Source organism: Streptomyces caniferus, assembly GCF_009811555.1.
GTDB lineage: Bacteria > Actinomycetota > Actinomycetes > Streptomycetales > Streptomycetaceae > Streptomyces > Streptomyces caniferus.
The window spans coordinates 1-17,817 of the sequence record NZ_BLIN01000007.1 but is presented as its reverse complement, the minus strand read 5'-3'; the positions used below and the strand labels follow the sequence as shown (position 1 = coordinate 17,817).

Below are 17,817 nucleotides of genomic sequence, written 5' to 3'. Positions count from 1 at the left end.
CTCGCTACCCACCCCTGCCCGAAAACGGTGATCTGCGAGCGGGCCGCACGGGTTGAAGGCGCTCGCCGCTGGCCTCGGCGTCGTCGTCCTCTCCCCCGTACTCCTCTTCGGCACGGCCACGATGATGGCCACTGCCAGCCAAGCCGCTCAGAACAGCGGCCAGTTCGGTGATTGCCTCCCCGCGGGTGACACCGGTGCGGTCACGAAGAAGATCACCAAGATCCTCGACGGCGCGGACAGCAAGCACGTCCACATCAAGGACCTCACGCTGCCCGCGACGCAGATCCCCAACGCCCAGACCATCGTCACCACCGGTATCAGCCTCAACGTGCCGGCCCGCGGCCAGGTCGTCGCCCTGGCCACCGCGATGCAGGAATCACGCCTGCGCAACCTGGACAGCGGCGACCGCGACTCGGTCGGGCTGTTCCAGCAGCGGCCCAGCCAGGGCTGGGGCACCGCCCAGCAGCTCCACGACCCCGTCTACGCCACGACGAAGTTCTACAAGGCACTGGTGAAGGTGCACGGCTGGCAGCAGCTGACCGTCACCCAGGCCGCCCAAGCCGTCCAGGCGTCCGGCTTCCCCGACGCGTACGCCAAGTGGGAAAGACTGGCCACCGCGCTGGATAAGGCCATCACCGCGTCCCTCCCCCACTCCGCCCAGGGCAAAGACCCCAAGGGCGCGTCATCGGGCGCCTCCTCAGCGTGTGTCCCGGGCAAGGACGGCTCCAGCTGGGGCCCCATCCCCGAGGGCACCGTCCCGAAGGGCTACAAGATCCCCAAGGACGCCGATCCGAAGGCCCGCAGGGCGATCGAGTGGGCGATGCACCAGCTCGGCACGCTCTACCAGTGGGGCGGCACCTGCACCGCCGCGCACGGACCTGACCCGATGCGCCGCTGCGACTGCAGCTCGCTGATGCAGCAGGCGTACGCGCACACCGGCGTCAAGCTCACCCGCACCACGTACACGCAGGTCCACGAGGGCAAGGCCGTCTCCGCCACGCACCTTCGCCCAGGCGACCTGGTCTTCAGCCGCGGCACTGCCTCCCGGCCCGAGCACGTCGGCATGTTCATGGGCGACGGCCTCGTCATCGAGGCTCCCAGGACCACCAAGCCGGTCCGGATCACGCCGATCACGGACTGGACGATTCTCGCCGCCCGCCGCGTCCTCTGACGCCGCCCGCCCGGCCCGTCGCCTCTCCTCCGGCCCGGAGCGCGGCGCCCCTCCCTCTTCTCTCTTCTCCCCGTTCCCGCCGGGCCGGGTCTCACCGGGCCTGCGCATGCAAGGAGCTTTGCCATCACCACGTCACTCGTAGACCGCGCGGTCGTCTACCTCGCCTACAACCCGGGCATCACACCGCAGGGCGGTGGCCTGCCCGGACTCTCCGTCCTGAAGTCCGTCGTCAACAGCATCAACCTCTTCGGCATCATCGCCGTAGTCGGCGCCCTCGCCGTCTCGCTCGGTGTGTGGGCCTGGGGCCATCACTCGGGCGGACACCAGGCCGAGGCGAACGGCAAGAAGGGCGCCACCGTCTCCGCCGGTGCCGCCCTCGGTCTTGGCGCCGCGAACGGAATTGTGGCCTTCTTCAGCTCGCTGGGGTCGCAGATCCACTGATGCCCAAGCCCCCCTCTCCCCGATCCGCCTACGGCTTCGGCTGGCCGGCCAACCGACGCATCGCGATCGGCGCCCTCGCCCTGACCGTACTGCTCGCCATCGCCGCTGGCGTCGCCTTCCTCACCGGACGCGGCGAACAGCACCCGGACCGCCCCACACCGACGAGCAGTTCGTCTCCACCCGCGCCCGCGCCGGACCGGCCGGCGAAGACCGGGTCGGTGCCGAAGCCGCCGCGGACCGCTGAGCCGGTCGCCTACGCCAAGGCCGCCGCGAAGATGCTGTGGTCCTACGACACCCGGAATACCAGCCGAAACCAGCAACTCGACGGCATGCAGGCGTGGATGACCGGCGAGGCGAAGTACGCCGACTGGACCTCAGTCTCCGGCCAGGTCCCTGATCCGGTGCTGTGGTCGCGTATGGCCGACCAGGACCAGCACGCCACCGGCACGGCCGCCGAGGGCCACTTCCCGAGCACGTTCAAGCAGGCCCTGGCGGACGACCCGTCAGCGATCACCGAGGCGTACGTCTACGTCGTCACCGTTAACGGCAAGCAGAAGATCGCCTGGAAGAAGCACGGCGGCGGTGCCGAGGACCGCGCCATCACGCTCGCCGTGCAGTGCCGGCCCCACCACGACTGCTCCCTGGCCGCCATCGCCCCCCGCGTCGCGCCCTGACCGCCTGATCCCGAAAGGAGGGACACGCTCCCATGGGCTTTTGTGACTTGCCCCTGGCGGACAAGGTCTGCTCGGCCACCGACGCAGCCGGCGATGCGATCGACTTCGCCTCCAACCCTGGCAAGGCGATCGGCAACTGGATCGCCCAGAGCGCCGGCGAACTCGCCGCCGCGGCAGCCGACCTCGCCGCGAAAGCCGTCAACTCCACCACCCATGTCGACCTGGGCGCCGGATGGTTCCGCGACAACTACGAGATGTTGCTGCCCATCGGCCTGACCATCCTGGTCGCCACCTTCTGCGCGCAGCTCATCCGTGCCGCCGTCCGACGCGACGGACAAGCCCTCGCACAGGCGTTCACCGGCACGATGAGCGGCGTTCTGTTCACCTTCGGCGCCGTCGCCGCCACCACCATCGCCATCGAAGTGGTCGACGCCCTGTCCGACGGGCTCTTCAAAGCCTCGCACCAGTCCATCGAGACTGCCGTGCGACGCACCGTGAAGGTCGCGGAGATCGGCGCGCTCTCCAGCTTGGGCTGGATGGTCGCCACCGTGGCCGGCCTCGGAGTCGCCCTCGGCGCCGTCCTGTACTGGTGCGTGATGATGGTCCGCAAGGTCGGCATCCTCGTCATGGTCACCCTTGCCGTGTTCGCCGGCGCCGGCGGCGGCTGGGAAGCCGCCCGCCGCTGGCGTAAGGGCTGGATCGAAGCCACCGCCACCCTCGTGGTCTCCAAGCTGCTGATGACGATCATCTTCGTGCTAGGGGTCGCCGCGATGGGCAACACCTCCCCCAAGGGCGGGCTCGGTGCGCTCGCCGACGTCCTGTCCGGCATCGTGATCATGGTCTTGGTCCTGCTCTGCCCCTATGCCGTGTTCAAATTCGTGCACTGGGCGGCCGAGGGCACAGACGGGGAGTCGATCCACCGCGCCGGTGGTGCCGGTGCCCAGATGGCCCGGCAGCACGCCGAGCGCGCCGGACGCAAGGGCGCTTCCATGGCCGCCACTGCTGGAACCGGCGGAGCAGCCGCCGGAGCCGGCGCAGCGCCCCAAGGCCCCGACGCAGGCTCCGGAGAATTCCCCGGCGACATCGCCGCCACGTCCTCCGGCGGAGACTCGGGGGTCTCGCCCGGCGGTGACGCCGCCAAGTCGGGTCTGGAGAAGGCCGTCCAGCCGCCGCCGACCAATGCCGCCGATGACACCAGCGGTCACGTAGGCGGCAGTTCAGCAGCAGGCGGACAGGGCGCCGCAGCCGGCCAGGCCGGCGGATGGCAGCCCACGCCGCCCACCACGACCCCGCCGCCACAGGGGGCGCCGCCCTCCGGCTCACAGCCCGTCAGCGCCTCCCCACCGCCGCCGACCGGCCCCTAGCCCCTGTCCGATCCCTGGGGGCGGGAGGTCTCCGTCTCCCGCCCCCAGCCCCGCGCCCAGGACCACTGCTCCTTGTCTGATCTCTCCGTCGCCCCGGTCTCGGTGAAGTTTCCGCACCGGTCCCGCCGCGGCATTCTCCTCGGCCTCACCCTCCCCCAACTCGCCCTAGTCTCGTGTGCGTTGGCCCTACTGCTGGTGACGGTCGTGACGACCGGGCTGCTCGGCGCCATCGCCCTCGCACCGCTGTGGGCGGCCGTCGCCGCCCTGGTCATGATCCGCCGACACGGCCGCTCATTGATCGACTGGGCCCCCATCGTGGCCCGCTACGCAAACCGCCGCCGCACCGGGCAGACCCTCTGGCTCGCCCGTCCCATCACCCGGCCCCGGCAGGACGGCATCCTCCACCTGCCAGGCACCTCCGCCTCCCTCAAGGTCGTCACCCCCGGCGACTCCGCCACCGGCTCCGCCGCCATCCACGACCCGCACCAGCAGACCCTCACCGCCATCGCCCGAGTCAGCAGCCGCGCATTCGCCCTGCTCGACCCCGCGACGCAGAACCACAACGTGACCGGGTGGGGCCGAGCACTGGCGGGCATCGCCCGCACCGGACACGTCGCCACCGTGCAGGTACTGGAGCGCACCGTCCCCGACAGCGGCGACACCCTCGCCCGGCACTGGACCCAGCACGGCCGGCCCGACACCCAGGTCGCCGGGCAGGTCTACTCCGAACTGGTCGCCGCCGCCGGACCCGCGGCAGCACCGCACGAGACGTACCTCGCGATCTCCCTGGACCTCAAGGCCGCCAAGCGCCTGATATCGCAGGCCGGCGGCGGGCTGCCCGGCGCCTTCACCGTGATGCAGCAGACCACTGCCAGCGTCGCCCAGGCCGCCCGGAACGCCGGACTAACGGTCACCGGCTGGCTCAGCGCACGGGAGATCGCAGCCGTCATCCGCACCGCCTACGACCCCAAAGCCCTGTCGGCCCTGCAGCAGTGGTCCGAGACCGGCCGCGCGGAAGCTGACCCCGCCGCCGCAGGACCCGTCGTCCAGGTCGAAGACTGGGACCGGCTGGCCACCGATTCCGCCCGCCACGCCACCTACTGGGTGGAAAACTGGCCGCGCGTCCAAGTCGGCGCCGGATTCCTCCACGGCCTGATGTTCACCGCCGGGGTCCGCCGCAGCCTGTCTCTGGTGTATGTGCCCCAGGGAATCGAGTCGGCGCTGCGCGACGTCCAGCGCCGCAAATCGGCCATCATGGCCGACGCCAGCGAACGCGCCCGCCGCGGCCAGGTCGACAGCGAAGAGGACAGCGTCGAATACGCCGACGTCAAGCAGCGCGAGCGGCAGCTCATCGCCGGACACGCCGATGTCGCCCTGACCGGGCTGGTCACCGTCACCGCCGACACCGACGACCTCCTCGATGCCGCCTGCGCGCAGATCGAGACCGCCGCCGTCACCGCCGGTGTCGACCTGCGACGCCTCAACTACCAGCAGCCCGACGCCTTCGCTGTCACCGCACTGCCGCTGGCTCGCACCACCCTCTGACTCCGCCGCCCTCTCTACCGATACGGCGGCAGCAAGGACCCCGCCCCTTTGAACTCGCCTACGCATACCGACGACGCGCACCCCTACCTCCGCGCCGCCACCGCCGGGATCCGCCACCACACGCGCAGCCTCGCCTCCCGAGCCCAGCACACCCCCTCGTCCGCGGACCGCATGCACCTCGACGTGCTGCACGCCCACCTGACCGCACTCCACCAGCTGCTCGACCAGCTCGCTGAATCCTCCCGACCGCCGCATCCCGCCGCCAGCCGACACCTGGCTACCGCCCACACACGGCTGTGGCAGACCGCCGCCGCCGTGCACGACGCCTTCCACCTCCTGCCCGTGGCGGACGAAACCTCGGCAGACACCGAGTGCCACCCCGAGCGGCTGCCCAAGGGCCCACCGGTCCTCACCATCTGCCAGCGCCACCTCGCCGCAGGTCACGTCGTCCGCCGCAAAACCACTCCGAGCGACCTCAACACCCCGCTGCACGGCCACACCGCCCCCAGCAGCCAGTAACCCACCACCGAAAGGCACCAAATGCGCGCCCTTAAGCGTTCCACCTCCACCGCGGCCATCCTCGCCGCGCTCGCCGGCACCGCCGCCCTCGCCACCGCCGCACCGGCCTCCGCCGCCAGCTACCACTGCACCACCAGCAGCTACACCGTCGACGACCCGTCGTTCAACCCCGACTCCGACAACTGGGACTTCGACGTGAAGCTGTGCGCCAAGAGGAGCGGCGGCTACATCTACACCACGGCCAAGGTCAACTGGGACGGCCCCTACTCGGCCCCGAAGAACCGGTTCAACAAGGCACGCTTCCACCTGCAGACCAAGCGAAGCGTGAAGGGCACGGACCCGGTCGTGAAGTACGCCAACTACACCGGCCTGGGACACGCGCTCGAACACAGCAGCAGCAACGGCAACGGCTCGTACGAGACCGGGACCCTCAAGCACAAGGCGGGCTCCAGCCGTTACCTCGCCGACGGCTACATCGAGCTGGACTGGGCGGGCGATGGCAAGGGCTACCGGAAGCCGCTGATTTTCCGCGCCTCCCCGCGCGTCTGACCCCGCACCGCGTCCAGACCGTCATCACGTGAAAGCCGCCCTGCCATAAACCACCGACCCGCGCGCCGCGCCCGCCGCGCCAGCGCCAGCCCCCTGTTCACCCCGCATGGCACGGACCGCGCCTCCCGGAAAACCGCCCGCCGCCGCCTCGCCGAGGCAACCGCGAAGGCCCGCACCGAGGCCGCCGTCCACACGGCAGGCGCCGCACCCGTCGGACCCGCAACACCCGCGCCCCTGTACCCGCTCAGTGGGCGCCCCGGTCCCGCCTCTGCCCGCGGCAACCGTCTGAAACTGGCATCCCACCGCATGACCACCGCCATTGCCGCCGGCGCGTACCCCTTCCTCGCCGAAGGTGGACTCGGCGCGGAAGGCATCTACATCGGGCGCGACGTCCACGCCGAAGCCTCCTTCGTGTTCGACCCGTTCGCCCTCTACGGCAAGGTCGACGGGTTCACCAATCCCAACGTTCTGTTGGCAGGGGTGATCGGCCAGGGCAAGAGCGCGCTGGCCAAGAGCTTCGCCCTCCGGTCGGTCGCCTTCGGCTACCGGGTCTATGTCCCCTGCGATCCCAAAGGTGAGTGGACGCCGGTAGCGCAGGCACTGGGCGGTACGTCCGTCGCGCTCGGCCCCGGACTGCCCGGCCGCCTCAACCCTCTGGATGCCGCGCCCCGCCCGGAGAGCATCTCCGAGGCCGACTGGGTCGGCGAGATCCGCAAGAGGCGCCTCCTGCTGCTCGGTTCCCTGGCCCGGACCGTCCTCGGCCGGGACCTGCTGCCCATGGAGCACACCGCCCTCGACGTCGCCCTCAATGCCGTGGTCACCCGCGCCCAAGCCGCCGGACGGGCCCCGCTTCTCGGCGACGTCGCCGTCGCCCTCAACGACCCCACCCAGCTCGACGAAGCCGCCGGGATGATGTCCGGACGGCTCGGCGAGGCAGCATCCGACCTCGCCCACGCCATGCGGAGATTGGTCCACGGCGACCTGGCCGGCATGTTCGACGCACCCTCCACCGTGCAATTCGACCCCAGCACGCCGATGCTCACGATCGACCTGTCCCGGCTTGGCGGAGGCGGTGACGACACCGCACTCGTCCTCGCCATGACCTGCGCCTCCGCCTGGATGGAGTCCGCCCTCACCGACCCGCGCGGCGGCCGACGGTGGATCGTCTACGACGAGGCATGGCGTCTGATGGGCCATGTCGGGCTGCTGCAACGTATGCAGGCCCAGTGGAAGCTCTCCCGCGGCCTCGGCATCGCGAACTTGATGGTGATCCACCGGCTCAGCGATCTGCTCACCGCAGGCGACGCCGGATCACAAGGCCGGGCGCTGGCCGAGGGCCTCCTCGCCGACTGCTCCACCCGCATCATCTACCGCCAAGAGACCGATCAGCTCCACGCCGCAGCCTCCCTGCTCGGCCTGACCTCCGTCGAGATGGACGCCATCGCGCACCTCAACCGTGGCAGGGGCCTGTGGAAAGTCGCGGGCCGGAGCTTCATCGTGCAGCACCTCCTGCACAGCCACGAGCTAGCGCTCTTCGACACCGACGCCCGAATGCATTGACACGAGACTCATGAAGCCCAATGTCCAGCGCGAACTGATACCTCGCGACGACGCCCTCCGTCTTATCGCCGAGTTCGACGACATGAAAGCCAAACTCCTCGACGCCGCGGAGCAGTGGCAGCTGCTGGACTGCACCGGCCATGTGCCGGCCGCGCCGCCCTACGCCGAGCTGATCCAGCACGCCGCCGACGCGCAGTCCCTCGCCCACGACGTCGTCCAACTCACAGCCGACTTCGCCCAGACCGCCCACAGCACGAACCGAGACGGCAGTGGTGTACTCGCCCGCCTCTCGACGGCTTCCACCATGGCGTGCTTCGCCGCACCGTACTTCGCAGAGACGGCGGAGACCGCCCTCTCCCTGCGCCGGTCCTCCCGCCCGGCCGACAGGCAGCAACTGGAACACAGCATGGTCATCGACCATGCCACGGGGCGCGCCTATCTGCGGCGCACGTCGGAATCGCTGCGCGACGCGGCCAAGGAACTTGGCAACCACCTCGATATTCACCGTTTCTTCCCGACAGCTACCCAACGGGAGATCCCAGCACCTTCACTGCCCAAGCCGAGCGCACGACACCGCTGACCCGAACCGAAAACACTTCGGCCCCAAGGAGCCCATGCCCCACCACCGTGCAGACCTGTCCTCCTTCGCCGCCTCCGTCGCCGCCCGCCTGCCCGGCACCTGGACCAGTGAGTATCACCAGCACGCTGCCTACCGTGACCAGTTCCCCCTAGGGGAAGAGGTCTGGGACAACGGCCTCGCGTACTGGGCGTTGTCCGAGTTCGTCCTCCGCCACCACGCGCTGCTCAACGGCCCCGCCGGACAACAGCTCTGCGTCATCGACCGGCCCCTGCACCGCCACCAGTTCCTCGTCGCCCCCCTCCGCGATGAGAACCTCAAGCCGCACCACTTCGACGGTGTGGGCGAGCCCAACGGCATCAAGGTCGCCAGCGACCCGCTGCGGGCCGCCGCCGCGGTCACCCGACGTCTCCTGCCCCACTACAGGTGCGCCCTGCTCGACGTACGCCGCAACGCCCTGGAACAGCCTGAGCCGCCACTGCTTCACGCCCCGCCCGAGGCCGACCAGCTCGTCACTCTGTTCTGGTACGAGGACGGAGTGCTGGGCACCCCTTATGCCAGCGTGCCCGAGGAGGCACGGATACACCTGTACGCGCATGGCTTCCAGTACCACCCTCACCGAGCCGCCTTCCTCCTGCCCACCGCTTACGGCGTGGACGGTCGTGCACTTCGCATTCAGGCGGTAGCCCACCAGCTCGCGACGCAGGGCATCGGTGTGAATCTTCGCCACGCGGCACCGGCCGCCAACCAAGTCCCACCCGCGCCGCCGACGACCGCTCCCGCCACCGCGTCGGGCAAGCCTCGGACTACCGCACGCCGCTGACTCCTTCCGCCCCTCTCCGGAGACCGACCTGCCCACTCCCCGCATCACGATCGTCATCGCGACCCGCCTGCGCGACGACCGTCTCGACTACCTGACCGCCATGCACGCCAGCCTCACCCGGCAGACCGTGCCGTGGGAAGCGGTGATCGCCATCGACGGCGCCGACCCCGCCCGCCTGCCGGCGCCGCTCGTGACCGACCCCCGCATCCGCACTCTCGCCCTCCCCCGGGCCGTCGGCGCCGCCTGCGCCCGCAACCTCGCACTCACCCAGGTCCGCACGCCTTATGTGAACTGGGCAGACGATGATGACGAGTTCACCGACGACGCCATGGCGACGCGGCTCAACACTCTTGAATCAACCGGAGTGGGCTGGTGCGCAGGATGGAGCGAGGACCGTCACCCCGACGGCTCGACCACCCTGTGGCGCTGTCCCACGCCGCCCGGCCTGCACCAGGCCGGTGATGTGTGGACGTACTGGAAGCGCCCGTCGGACACCATTCCCATCGGCCCCACCACGATCCTGGCTCGCACCGACCTGGTGCGAGCGGCGCCGATGGGCGGCCTCGTCCAGGGCGAGGACTACATGGCCCTCGGCGTGACCAACCTCGCCCCCGGGGTCCTGCTACCCGTCCCGGTCTACCGCTACCGCAAGCACCCGGGCCAGATGACCAAGCAGGCCACGTACGACCAGCTGGAATCCGCGTCCCGTGAGCACGCCTGGAACTACGGCCGCAGCCTGCGCGCCGCCTTCCGGTCCGGGGAGGCACTCGCCCATGGCTGACGCCGAGATCATCCTCACCGACAGTCGGCACAACGGCATCGTCGCCCTCGCCTCCGGCGAGAAGTACCCCTGGGCGCACACCGCTCTGCGAGAGAGCGGATTCCAGCGCGGCGAAGCCGGCATCTACTACCTGCCGGCCAACGAGTCAACCGCTTCCCGTACCACGGTGGCCAGTCTGATCCGGTGCGCCGAGCGGCACAACACCACCGTCAGTGTCAGCAGCCGACAGTTCATCGGCGACATGGCTAACCACGTCGCCCGCCTGCTGCCCGGCCAGTGGGATGCACAGGTCGAGATCTACTCCCATCCCCTGTGGCAGGAGGACCTCGTGCCGTGGCTGTGGGACAGCGGCGAGCTCGGACGCGCCGTGCGCACCACCCGCCTCCCGTACGCGGCCACCCTCACCAACGCCACCACCGGCACCGGCCTCCTACTTGCCGAGCGCCCCGGGCACCAACGCGACTACTTGATCGGGGCCTTCGCGCCCATGCCCCTGGAAGCGGGCTTCGCTGACCCGCATGCCCCGCGAAGCGTCGTCCTGCCGCCCTCCCCCGGTCTCGCGGCACGAGCGATCACCGAACGGTACCTTCCGACCTACGACCGCGCCGTCCATGCCCGCAGCACCGACGCCGTCGCCACAGCGCTCGCCCGCCTCCGCAGCGAACACAGCACCTGGACGGCCATGGTTGCCTCCGGCCAGTACAGCGACGCCACCCCGCTCAAGTTCGATGCCCTCGGAAGCGCGACCGAGGATCTCCTGGACAACGCCTGGCGCAACTTCCTCGCCGTGCTCGACCACGCGCCCGCGTTGCTGAACCGCTGCCGTCCCGCCACGACCCCGTGGCCCGAGGACGCCACCGCCCTTGCACGCCTGGCGGGAGCCCTGGCCGACGCCGAGGCCGTCCACGAAGAGCTGGCCTCCGGCGTCCCGCTCACCCGCGGCGAGCGCGCTACCCGAACCTGGACGCCCATCGAGACCTGGCTCACCCACGGCGAGACGTTCCTCCGCCAGGCGCACACCTGCACCCCACGTGTGCGAAACGGCCTCGCCCCCACGGCTACACCTCGCGCCCTCCCGCCGGGCGCCCCCGCACCGCGCCGCTGAGACAGCCCGCCCGTCGGTGCCCGCGCCCAGCCACGACAGAAAGCTCCGCCCCTTGGCCCCATCCACCCACTTCGCCTTCGGCACTCACCCCGACCACGGCTTTGTCGCCACCTTCTCCTCCTCCATGCCCGCGCACCTGGCCCATTGGTTCCTCGACCGGGAACAGTTCGTGCCCGTCCCCGACCAACCGGGCCTCTTCCGACTCACCGAGCCCGAGCGCGACGGCCCGCGCCGCACCCGGCAGGCCGTCCACGACCTGCGCCGCCACGGCTACGCCGTGGAAACCGACGTCGCCCTCGATCCGGCTGCCCAGGCCAGTCCGCCTCGCCCCATCCAGCCCAACGGCCTGTCGGAGCGGCGCAGCCGGATCGCACAGGCTGCCGCTGGCCAGTCACCGCAGTACGGCATGACACCGACGGCCTCACTGCCGCCCGCGCGGTCGGCCCTGCCGGAACCCGGGTACGCGCCCACCGCCCAATCCCCCGCCTATGCCCCCGGCCGGTCGCGATGACGACTCCGCGCCAGCCGATGCGCATCACCTACGGCGGGGCGCCCTGGGCCATCGGCGCAAACGAAGGACCGTCGCCTGACGTGGCCGCCGAGATCACTCTCCACCGCACAGCCCACAGCACTCTTGCCGGCCACGTCTCGGGTGCCAGCCGCCAGTGGGCCACGACCGCCCTGGAACTCGCCGGCTTTACCCCAGCTCACGACGGCATCCATCAGCTGCCCACGGTCGATCCCGACCAGACCCGCCAGGCACTGCATCAGCTGCGCCAGTTCGCCCGCGACCTCGACGTCACGGTCACCCTGAGCCCCAGCCCTACCTCGGCGACATCGCCGTCGATCTCGCGCAGCGGCTGCCCGGCCACTGGGAAGTGGACCTCGTGCCGCTGCCCGAAGCAGACCGCCAAAGGGACCTCCTGCCCTGGGTCTGGGGCCCGGGGCCCCTCCTGACAGCCCTGGAGCGGCACCGCACCCCCTGCGCCGCCCGCCTTACCGGCGGCGACACCGAGCTGCTGCTGGTCCAGCCCGACAATGAGTGCGTGATCGGGGCCATGCTGCCCAGCCCCGACATCATCGAGACTTTCGTCGCCGGACCCAGCAGCATCAGCGCGGCTGGCACCCACATGGCAGCCAGCCTGGTAGAAGACCGGCTGCTGCCGCAGTACCAGGAGGCGGTCTTCTCCTCGCGCCTGACCGAGGCAGACGACGACCTGCGCTGGGCCCAGGAAACCTACGAGCCCGGAGATGTCGTCGAGCCGCATCCGCGGGAACTGGCCTCGGGTCTTGACCGGTTCCTCGACCACGCCCCCGAGCTGATCGCGCACCTGCGAAGCCCGAACACTCCCCTCGCCGCTCACGAGGCCGCGTTTCTTGACTACTTCGAGGCGACTCTCGGCCAGGCGCAGAACGGCGGAGGCGACGCGATGGCCCTCTGGCTCACCGAGGGCGAGCAACTGATCGAGCTCGCTCAGGCTGCCCCCACGCGCCAGACCACCGTTACACGGCCGGCAACCCCGAACGCCGTTCCCGTCCCGCCAGCTGCGGTGACGAGTACAGGCCGGTCCCGCTGACACCGACCACTAGGAGCAACCGATCCCCACATCCCCCACGCCTTCGACCGCCGAACTTCGCGCCCGTGCCCGTGACTTCCGGTTGCGGATGGCCGTCATCGACCGCGAGGTGGAGACCGCGCTCGACACCACCCGCGACCGCCACGGGCGGACCGTCCACCATCACACCGCCACGGCAGCCCGCGCACGCCGAAATCACGCAGCCATCGAGGCGTACGCCATGGATCTCGCCCCGCGCGCCGACGAACTGCTGACCGTCGCCCACCGCGCTCTCGACAAGCTGCCTCCCGCCCGGCACGCCGCCGCGTGGCGAAGCGTCCTCGACAGCCTCGCCACGTCCCACGCCGAGATCGTCCGCGTCCTCGATGAGCCCGCCACTCCTGGCTCGGACGCTGAGCGCGAGCAGCACGCAGGCGTGTGGCCGCATCTCGCCGCCTGGGCCGACCACGGCTCCATCGCCGCCGACCTCACCGACCAGCATCACCAGCCCGCACCCGAACTGGGCCTCGCGGAACGGCAGATGTGGACCGACAGGGCCCAGGCTGCACGGAGGCGTGGTGAGCTGGAGCTGATGGAGTCGTGGTACGCCGCTGACGGTCGACGGATCACGCTCGCCGATCTGGTCGAGGACGATACGTCCACCACGATTGCTCTGGCCGGCGACCCGGACGGGCCGGAGTTTCAGGTGATCGGGCACTACGACAACGAGTACGCAGCCGGGCAGGCGCTACCGCGCCCCGTTCCCCCTGGGGTGCTGCGGCCGGACGTCTCGCGCTTCAACCGCCCGGAGCCGGTGCCAGAGATTTCCTTGCAGGAACTGCGCCGGGACGTCGTCGAGGCCCGCACCGCAGCGGACGTCTCCGAAGCTCTGCTCACCGCCACCCAGCGCGGCTACGACGCGGGCCCGCTGATCCGTCTCCAGGAACTCCTGGATACTGCAGGCCAGTTCGCCTTCGCCCTGGAGAGCGTGCAGGGCCGCCAGGTCGCTGCCCGGCTCGCCGCGCTCGGCCGACAGGTCGAATTCCTCACCCGCGAAGTCCGCGAGGCAGCCGAAGACCTCGGCGCGACCATCGCCGTCCTGCCGCCTCACCGCACCCCCGTACCGCGGATCCGCCCGCGACTCGCCCTGGACACCACACCGCCCGCATCGCCGCCGCGCACCACAGCAACCGCCCGTCACCGCTAGAGCACCGTTCCGCCCCGGTCGACGCACCGACGCGGACACGCCTGGGCAGGCACCCCAACTTCCCGTTATTTGCACGTCTTCAAGGAGATTCACCTATGGCTGTCCGTACGACCTGGAACGTCCAGCACACCTGTGGACACGATCTGCCACACGACCTGTCGAACCGTCCCGCCGACAAACGCGCCGGCTTCGCCCGCTGGCTCGCCGCGCGAGACTGCACGGACTGCTGGCAGGCTGGCCGCCACAGTGACAGCGCCGACAGGGCACAGTGGCTTGCCGCCAAGCGGGCCGAAGAACAGCAGGCCGCGACGGAGTGGGCGCAGCGGTTCGACATGCCGCCGCTTGAAGGCCCCGAGCGCGCCCTGGAATGGGGCGAGCGGTCCCGCCACCAGCTGATGACTGCCGCGCACACCGCCCTCGTCATCGAGGGCACCTGGGACGAGGCGGACTGGGCGGAAGTGGAGGAGAAAGCACGAGCGATCACGCAGGCCGGATGGTGGATCGACCAGAGGGACGCCGACGGCTCTGACCTGCTCGAACTCCTCGACGCAGCTGGCGAGTCGGAGCGCGGGACGGAGAACCCGTTCCGCTGACGGGGGGGCAACATAGACGACGATCGCCGGTTAGCCAAACCGGCGATCCTCCGGACCATTGATCCTTCCGCCGCCACCCCTATCCGCGTGGAAGGACTCGTATGACTTCGCCCTCGACGCCCCCGCCCACACCTGCGTTCGCGCCGACGCCTGACCCGCTCACGCCCGCCCGGGACATCACCCATGCCCACTTCGAGCCCGGTGACCAGGTCGTCATCCTCAAGGGCGTGGCAGGCGGGGAGCTGTGGGGAGATGCAGCGCACGTCGTCGCCCCCTCGTGGCACACGCCCACCGACGAGGACGGATGGCGTCTGCGCGACGCCACCGGAGGCGCGCAGACGTACATCACAGGCCACCCCCGGTACCTGGTGCATCTCTCGCGCCGCTGCCCGGAGTGTCTGATACACCTGCGCGCCATGGAAGACCACCTTCTGCCGAAGTACGCCGACCACGACGCGCTGATCGACTGCGGCTGGTACACCACCACCGCCCTTGGCCAGCTGGTGCACATCGCCGATGCCCGGAGCTGCCGGTGACCCTCCCCGTACGCCGCCCCGGCCGAGCCCGCGCTCTCCTCGACACGGAAGCCCGAGCCACCGCTCATCCGGCCGACACGTCCTGGCCGGTCCGCCTGGCAGGGGATCTGCGCGAACTCGACGCCGACTGGCGCGAATCGGCTGAGGTATGCGCGAATGCTGCATGGGCGGCACGCTCCGCTGGGCACAGCGTTCTTGGTCTGCTGAGCCCGGAGCGGGCCACCGCCGCCGGCCCCGATCCGGTCACCAGCCGCACCTTCCGGCATCTGTACCTGAGCGCCCTGCGGTTCGATTTCCGCTGCCCCACCCTCCAAGCATTCATCGAACAGCTCCCGAGCACCGCGCTCCGGTCACTGGATTGCTACAGCCGCGCCCTGTACGTCTTCGCGCTGCTGGGCCAGTCCCGTCCCGAGGGCCTGGCATTGATGGACGAGGTACTCGCGGAGGCAGGGGAGCACGCCAAGACGCTGCACGTTCTGCTGCACGGTCTGTGGCTGGGCCAGGACTTGGAGCAAGGGGCGGAGCGGCTCCTGGCTCTCAGCTCCCGACCGGGCTTCGACACCGGCAGAGACCCGATCCTGCTCTTCCGCGTTGCCGGCGCCCTGCGTCGGCTGGGCCGGTACGGCGAGGGGCTCGCTGCCATCGACCGGGCCCTGGACCTTCTCCCGCCGGGTGACATCGCAGTGCACGCCGACCTGGTGCGCGAGCGCTCCCTGATCGCCGCCGCCCGTGACATGCCCTACCCCAGCCCCGCGGGAGGAACAGCAGCATGATCCCCCGCATCAACGAACGCACCCACACCCCGCACGACCCGCTCAGCGAGGCGCTGGGATACGCGGTGCCCTTCGTGGGCGGACTGACCGAACATGCCGTCGTCGCCTACTGGCCGGGGCTGGACTCCTACATCCTGGACGACGAACAGGCCACGTGGACAGCCAAACAGTGGGCCGAGCACCTCGAAGACCCACTCCTGGAGCATCCGTTCGCCGCCAGCCCCCAAGACGACCGGCGGGCAATCTTCCACCTCGATGCGCGACTCCACCCCGACGACCGGGAGCTGTCCCGTGCAGAGTGGGCGGAGGCCGCCCACCGTCTCGCCCGCGCCGCCGGCATCGAAACACCAGGGGACTCGAACGACTGCCACTGGATCGCTGTCCAGGGCAAACACGGACGCCTGGACCTGATCGCTAACCTCATTCGCCTCGACGGCACTTGGCAGCGCCAGCCGGCCGACCTCCTACGACGGCTTTGCGACGAGGCCCGCGCCATCGAAGAGGACCTGCGCCTCACTCCCCCACGAACCGCCTCCCGACAGCGCGGCAGCAGCCAGGAAGCGCCGACCTCGTCAACGCAGTTCGCCAGGGTTCTCGCCCAGCTCGCCAACGAACAGGACGGCCCGCTGGTCGCTGTGCGCGGCCTCGTCGAGCACACCGCACACCGCTTCGCCGACCAGGCCGGTGCCGCCAGCGCCGACACTGCGCATCGCCTGGAGCTAATCGCCCACCGCCTCTACGGCATCCAGCAGGACCTCCAAGCCACCGCCACCAGCCTGAACGCCCCGCCCCAGCCGCGCACAGCCGTTCCGGCCCCGCCCACAGTCAAGGCAGTCACACGCCAACCACGTTAGGAGAAACGCTTCTTTGGCCCACGCCGACCGCTTCCTGAGTATCCGACGCGATCCGTACTCCGATGAAGTCCTCGCCCGCGGCGGCGACCCAGAGGCCCACAGCCTCCTCCAGCGCACCGGGTTCGTCCCCGTCGTACGAGCCCACGAGACATACCACCGCGTCCCCACCAACCTCGCGGAGCACGACGAGGCCCGCCTCGCCACCAAAGCGGTCGCCCGGCTTCGATCCACCAGCTACCACGTCGACTGCGACAAGGACTTCGACACCGACGACCGCCCGACGCACCACCTGCCGCTCGGGACTTCGGTCGCCCACATTGCCGAGTCCATCCGCGAAGCCACCACCACCGACGAGGTGGCCGACACCCTCGCCGAGCTGACCGCCCCCCACGACGGCGTCCTCGCCGCTCTCGACGACGTGCTCGTCGCCCTCGCGGAGTTCCACGAGGGCCTCGGCGACGCGGCCGACCCGCACATCGCCCGACGCCTGCGCTACCTCGCCGACGAGCGCCTGGGCGTCATCAGGAGCGACCTCTCCCACACGCGCAACGACCTCGCCGACCGCCACGTCCCGCATCCCGGCCGCAGCATCTGCACCGAGCAGGTCCCCGCCAACGAGCGAGAGCGCTCCGCCGTGTGCGCCTGCCCGCCCCCGCCGCGCACGGTTCCGGCTCCGCCTCCCCCGCCCGTGGCCGCCGCGATGCGCCGCTGACCCACCCGCCCAAGGACACCATGCACGACCACGAAAACTCCGAGCGTCTCGCCTCGTACGCTGACGTCCTCGCCAGCGAACTCCCTGACAGCTGGACCAGCGCCTATCTCCCGCCCGAGCACAAGGACGACCTCGCCGAACTGGTCGACCGGATCTGGGACCTGGACCTCGTCGCCGAGGCCCTCGCCCATCACCCACTCCAGCAGGCAGCCGTCCTTGCCCGGTCGGACGGCGCCAGGCTCGCCGTCCTCCACCGTCACGACGAGCGCGACGGTTTCCTCATCGCCGCCGTCGCCCCCCGCGACCTGCCCGACGAGGCATACCGCGGTGTCAGCGAGCCGAACGGCATTGCCCTGACCGACGACCCCTTCCTGGGGGCCGAGCAGGTCGCCGGTGACCTGCTTGCCCGCTACGACATCGCGCTCACACAGGCCCGGCACAACGCTGCCCAAGGCGTGCAGCCGTCACAGGCGGACC

The 17,817-nt window shown here is 70.4% G+C and carries 21 protein-coding genes and 1 pseudogene; all 22 read left to right on the top strand.

The window, feature by feature from the left end:
* Positions 1 to 52 precede the first annotated feature (52 nt).
* Complete coding sequence (locus tag Scani_RS38135; protein ID WP_159482626.1) at positions 53 to 1,171, top strand: C40 family peptidase; 1,119 nt, start codon at positions 53 to 55, stop codon at positions 1,169 to 1,171.
* 123 nt (positions 1,172 to 1,294) lie between these two features.
* Entirely contained in the window at positions 1,295 to 1,612 is a 318-nt protein-coding gene (locus Scani_RS41480) for a DUF6112 family protein (RefSeq protein WP_159482860.1), read from the top strand.
* Positions 1,612 to 2,286, top strand: coding sequence for a hypothetical protein (locus Scani_RS38125; RefSeq protein ID WP_159482625.1), 675 nt, complete (start codon positions 1,612 to 1,614; stop codon positions 2,284 to 2,286). Before Scani_RS41480 ends, Scani_RS38125 begins: the two co-directional genes overlap by 1 nt.
* 32 nt (positions 2,287 to 2,318) lie before the next feature.
* A complete protein-coding gene (locus tag Scani_RS38120; protein WP_159482624.1) occupies positions 2,319 to 3,650 on the top strand; it encodes an SCO6881 family protein in 1,332 nt (443 codons plus the stop codon).
* A 72-nt stretch (positions 3,651 to 3,722) separates the two neighbouring features.
* Positions 3,723 to 5,195: an SCO6880 family protein gene (locus Scani_RS38115; RefSeq protein ID WP_167538222.1), complete on the top strand. Its 1,473-nt coding sequence runs from the start codon at positions 3,723 to 3,725 to the stop codon at positions 5,193 to 5,195.
* Positions 5,196 to 5,243: 48 nt separating this feature from the next.
* Positions 5,244 to 5,714 (top strand): DUF6238 family protein, encoded by a 471-nt coding sequence (locus Scani_RS38110; RefSeq protein ID WP_159482623.1) that lies wholly within the window; start codon positions 5,244 to 5,246, stop codon positions 5,712 to 5,714.
* Between the two features lie 21 nt (positions 5,715 to 5,735).
* The gene (locus tag Scani_RS38105) at positions 5,736 to 6,263 is read left to right on the top strand and encodes a hypothetical protein (RefSeq protein ID WP_109893075.1); all 528 of its coding nucleotides are present in this window, start codon (positions 5,736 to 5,738) and stop codon (positions 6,261 to 6,263) included.
* A gap of 45 nt (positions 6,264 to 6,308) precedes the next feature.
* On the top strand, positions 6,309 to 7,823 hold the full coding sequence (locus Scani_RS38100) for a putative type IV secretion/conjugal transfer ATPase (RefSeq protein WP_159482858.1): 1,515 nt from the start codon (positions 6,309 to 6,311) through the stop codon (positions 7,821 to 7,823).
* 10 nt (positions 7,824 to 7,833) lie between these two features.
* Entirely contained in the window at positions 7,834 to 8,403 is a 570-nt protein-coding gene (locus tag Scani_RS38095) for a hypothetical protein (protein WP_159482622.1), read from the top strand.
* A 34-nt stretch (positions 8,404 to 8,437) separates the two neighbouring features.
* Complete coding sequence (locus tag Scani_RS38090; protein ID WP_159482621.1) at positions 8,438 to 9,223, top strand: hypothetical protein; 786 nt, start codon at positions 8,438 to 8,440, stop codon at positions 9,221 to 9,223.
* A 49-nt stretch (positions 9,224 to 9,272) separates the two neighbouring features.
* Positions 9,273 to 10,004, top strand: coding sequence for a glycosyltransferase (locus tag Scani_RS38085; RefSeq protein ID WP_167538225.1), 732 nt, complete (start codon positions 9,273 to 9,275; stop codon positions 10,002 to 10,004).
* A complete protein-coding gene (locus tag Scani_RS38080) occupies positions 9,997 to 11,109 on the top strand; it encodes an acyl-CoA dehydrogenase family protein (RefSeq protein ID WP_159482620.1) in 1,113 nt (370 codons plus the stop codon). Before Scani_RS38085 ends, Scani_RS38080 begins: the two co-directional genes overlap by 8 nt.
* Positions 11,110 to 11,161: 52 nt before the next feature.
* Entirely contained in the window at positions 11,162 to 11,620 is a 459-nt protein-coding gene (locus Scani_RS38075; protein WP_159482619.1) for a hypothetical protein, read from the top strand.
* Positions 11,617 to 12,066 carry a hypothetical protein gene (locus tag Scani_RS40505; RefSeq protein WP_218039245.1) on the top strand — a complete coding sequence of 150 codons (450 nt, stop codon included), beginning with the start codon at positions 11,617 to 11,619 and terminating at the stop codon, positions 12,064 to 12,066. Before Scani_RS38075 ends, Scani_RS40505 begins: the two co-directional genes overlap by 4 nt.
* Positions 11,997 to 12,686 (top strand): hypothetical protein, encoded by a 690-nt coding sequence (locus Scani_RS38070; protein ID WP_159482618.1) that lies wholly within the window; start codon positions 11,997 to 11,999, stop codon positions 12,684 to 12,686. Before Scani_RS40505 ends, Scani_RS38070 begins: the two co-directional genes overlap by 70 nt.
* An 88-nt stretch (positions 12,687 to 12,774) precedes the next feature.
* Positions 12,775 to 13,872, top strand: a complete 1,098-nt coding sequence (locus Scani_RS38065; protein WP_167538221.1) for a hypothetical protein — start codon at positions 12,775 to 12,777, stop codon at positions 13,870 to 13,872.
* Between the two features lie 95 nt (positions 13,873 to 13,967).
* Positions 13,968 to 14,465: a hypothetical protein gene (locus Scani_RS38060; protein WP_109893057.1), complete on the top strand. Its 498-nt coding sequence runs from the start codon at positions 13,968 to 13,970 to the stop codon at positions 14,463 to 14,465.
* A gap of 101 nt (positions 14,466 to 14,566) precedes the next feature.
* A complete protein-coding gene (locus tag Scani_RS38055) occupies positions 14,567 to 15,001 on the top strand; it encodes a hypothetical protein (RefSeq protein WP_159482617.1) in 435 nt (144 codons plus the stop codon).
* The gene (locus Scani_RS38050) at positions 14,998 to 15,774 is read left to right on the top strand and encodes a hypothetical protein (RefSeq protein WP_159482616.1); all 777 of its coding nucleotides are present in this window, start codon (positions 14,998 to 15,000) and stop codon (positions 15,772 to 15,774) included. The genes Scani_RS38055 and Scani_RS38050 overlap by 4 nt, the downstream gene beginning before the upstream one ends.
* The gene (locus tag Scani_RS38045) at positions 15,771 to 16,628 is read left to right on the top strand and encodes a relaxase/mobilization nuclease (protein WP_159482615.1); all 858 of its coding nucleotides are present in this window, start codon (positions 15,771 to 15,773) and stop codon (positions 16,626 to 16,628) included. Before Scani_RS38050 ends, Scani_RS38045 begins: the two co-directional genes overlap by 4 nt.
* A gap of 13 nt (positions 16,629 to 16,641) precedes the next feature.
* Positions 16,642 to 17,340 carry a hypothetical protein gene (locus Scani_RS40185; RefSeq protein ID WP_167538220.1) on the top strand — a complete coding sequence of 233 codons (699 nt, stop codon included), beginning with the start codon at positions 16,642 to 16,644 and terminating at the stop codon, positions 17,338 to 17,340.
* 20 nt (positions 17,341 to 17,360) lie between these two features.
* A pseudogene (locus Scani_RS38035) lies at positions 17,361 to 17,817 on the top strand (hypothetical protein); the annotation flags it as partial.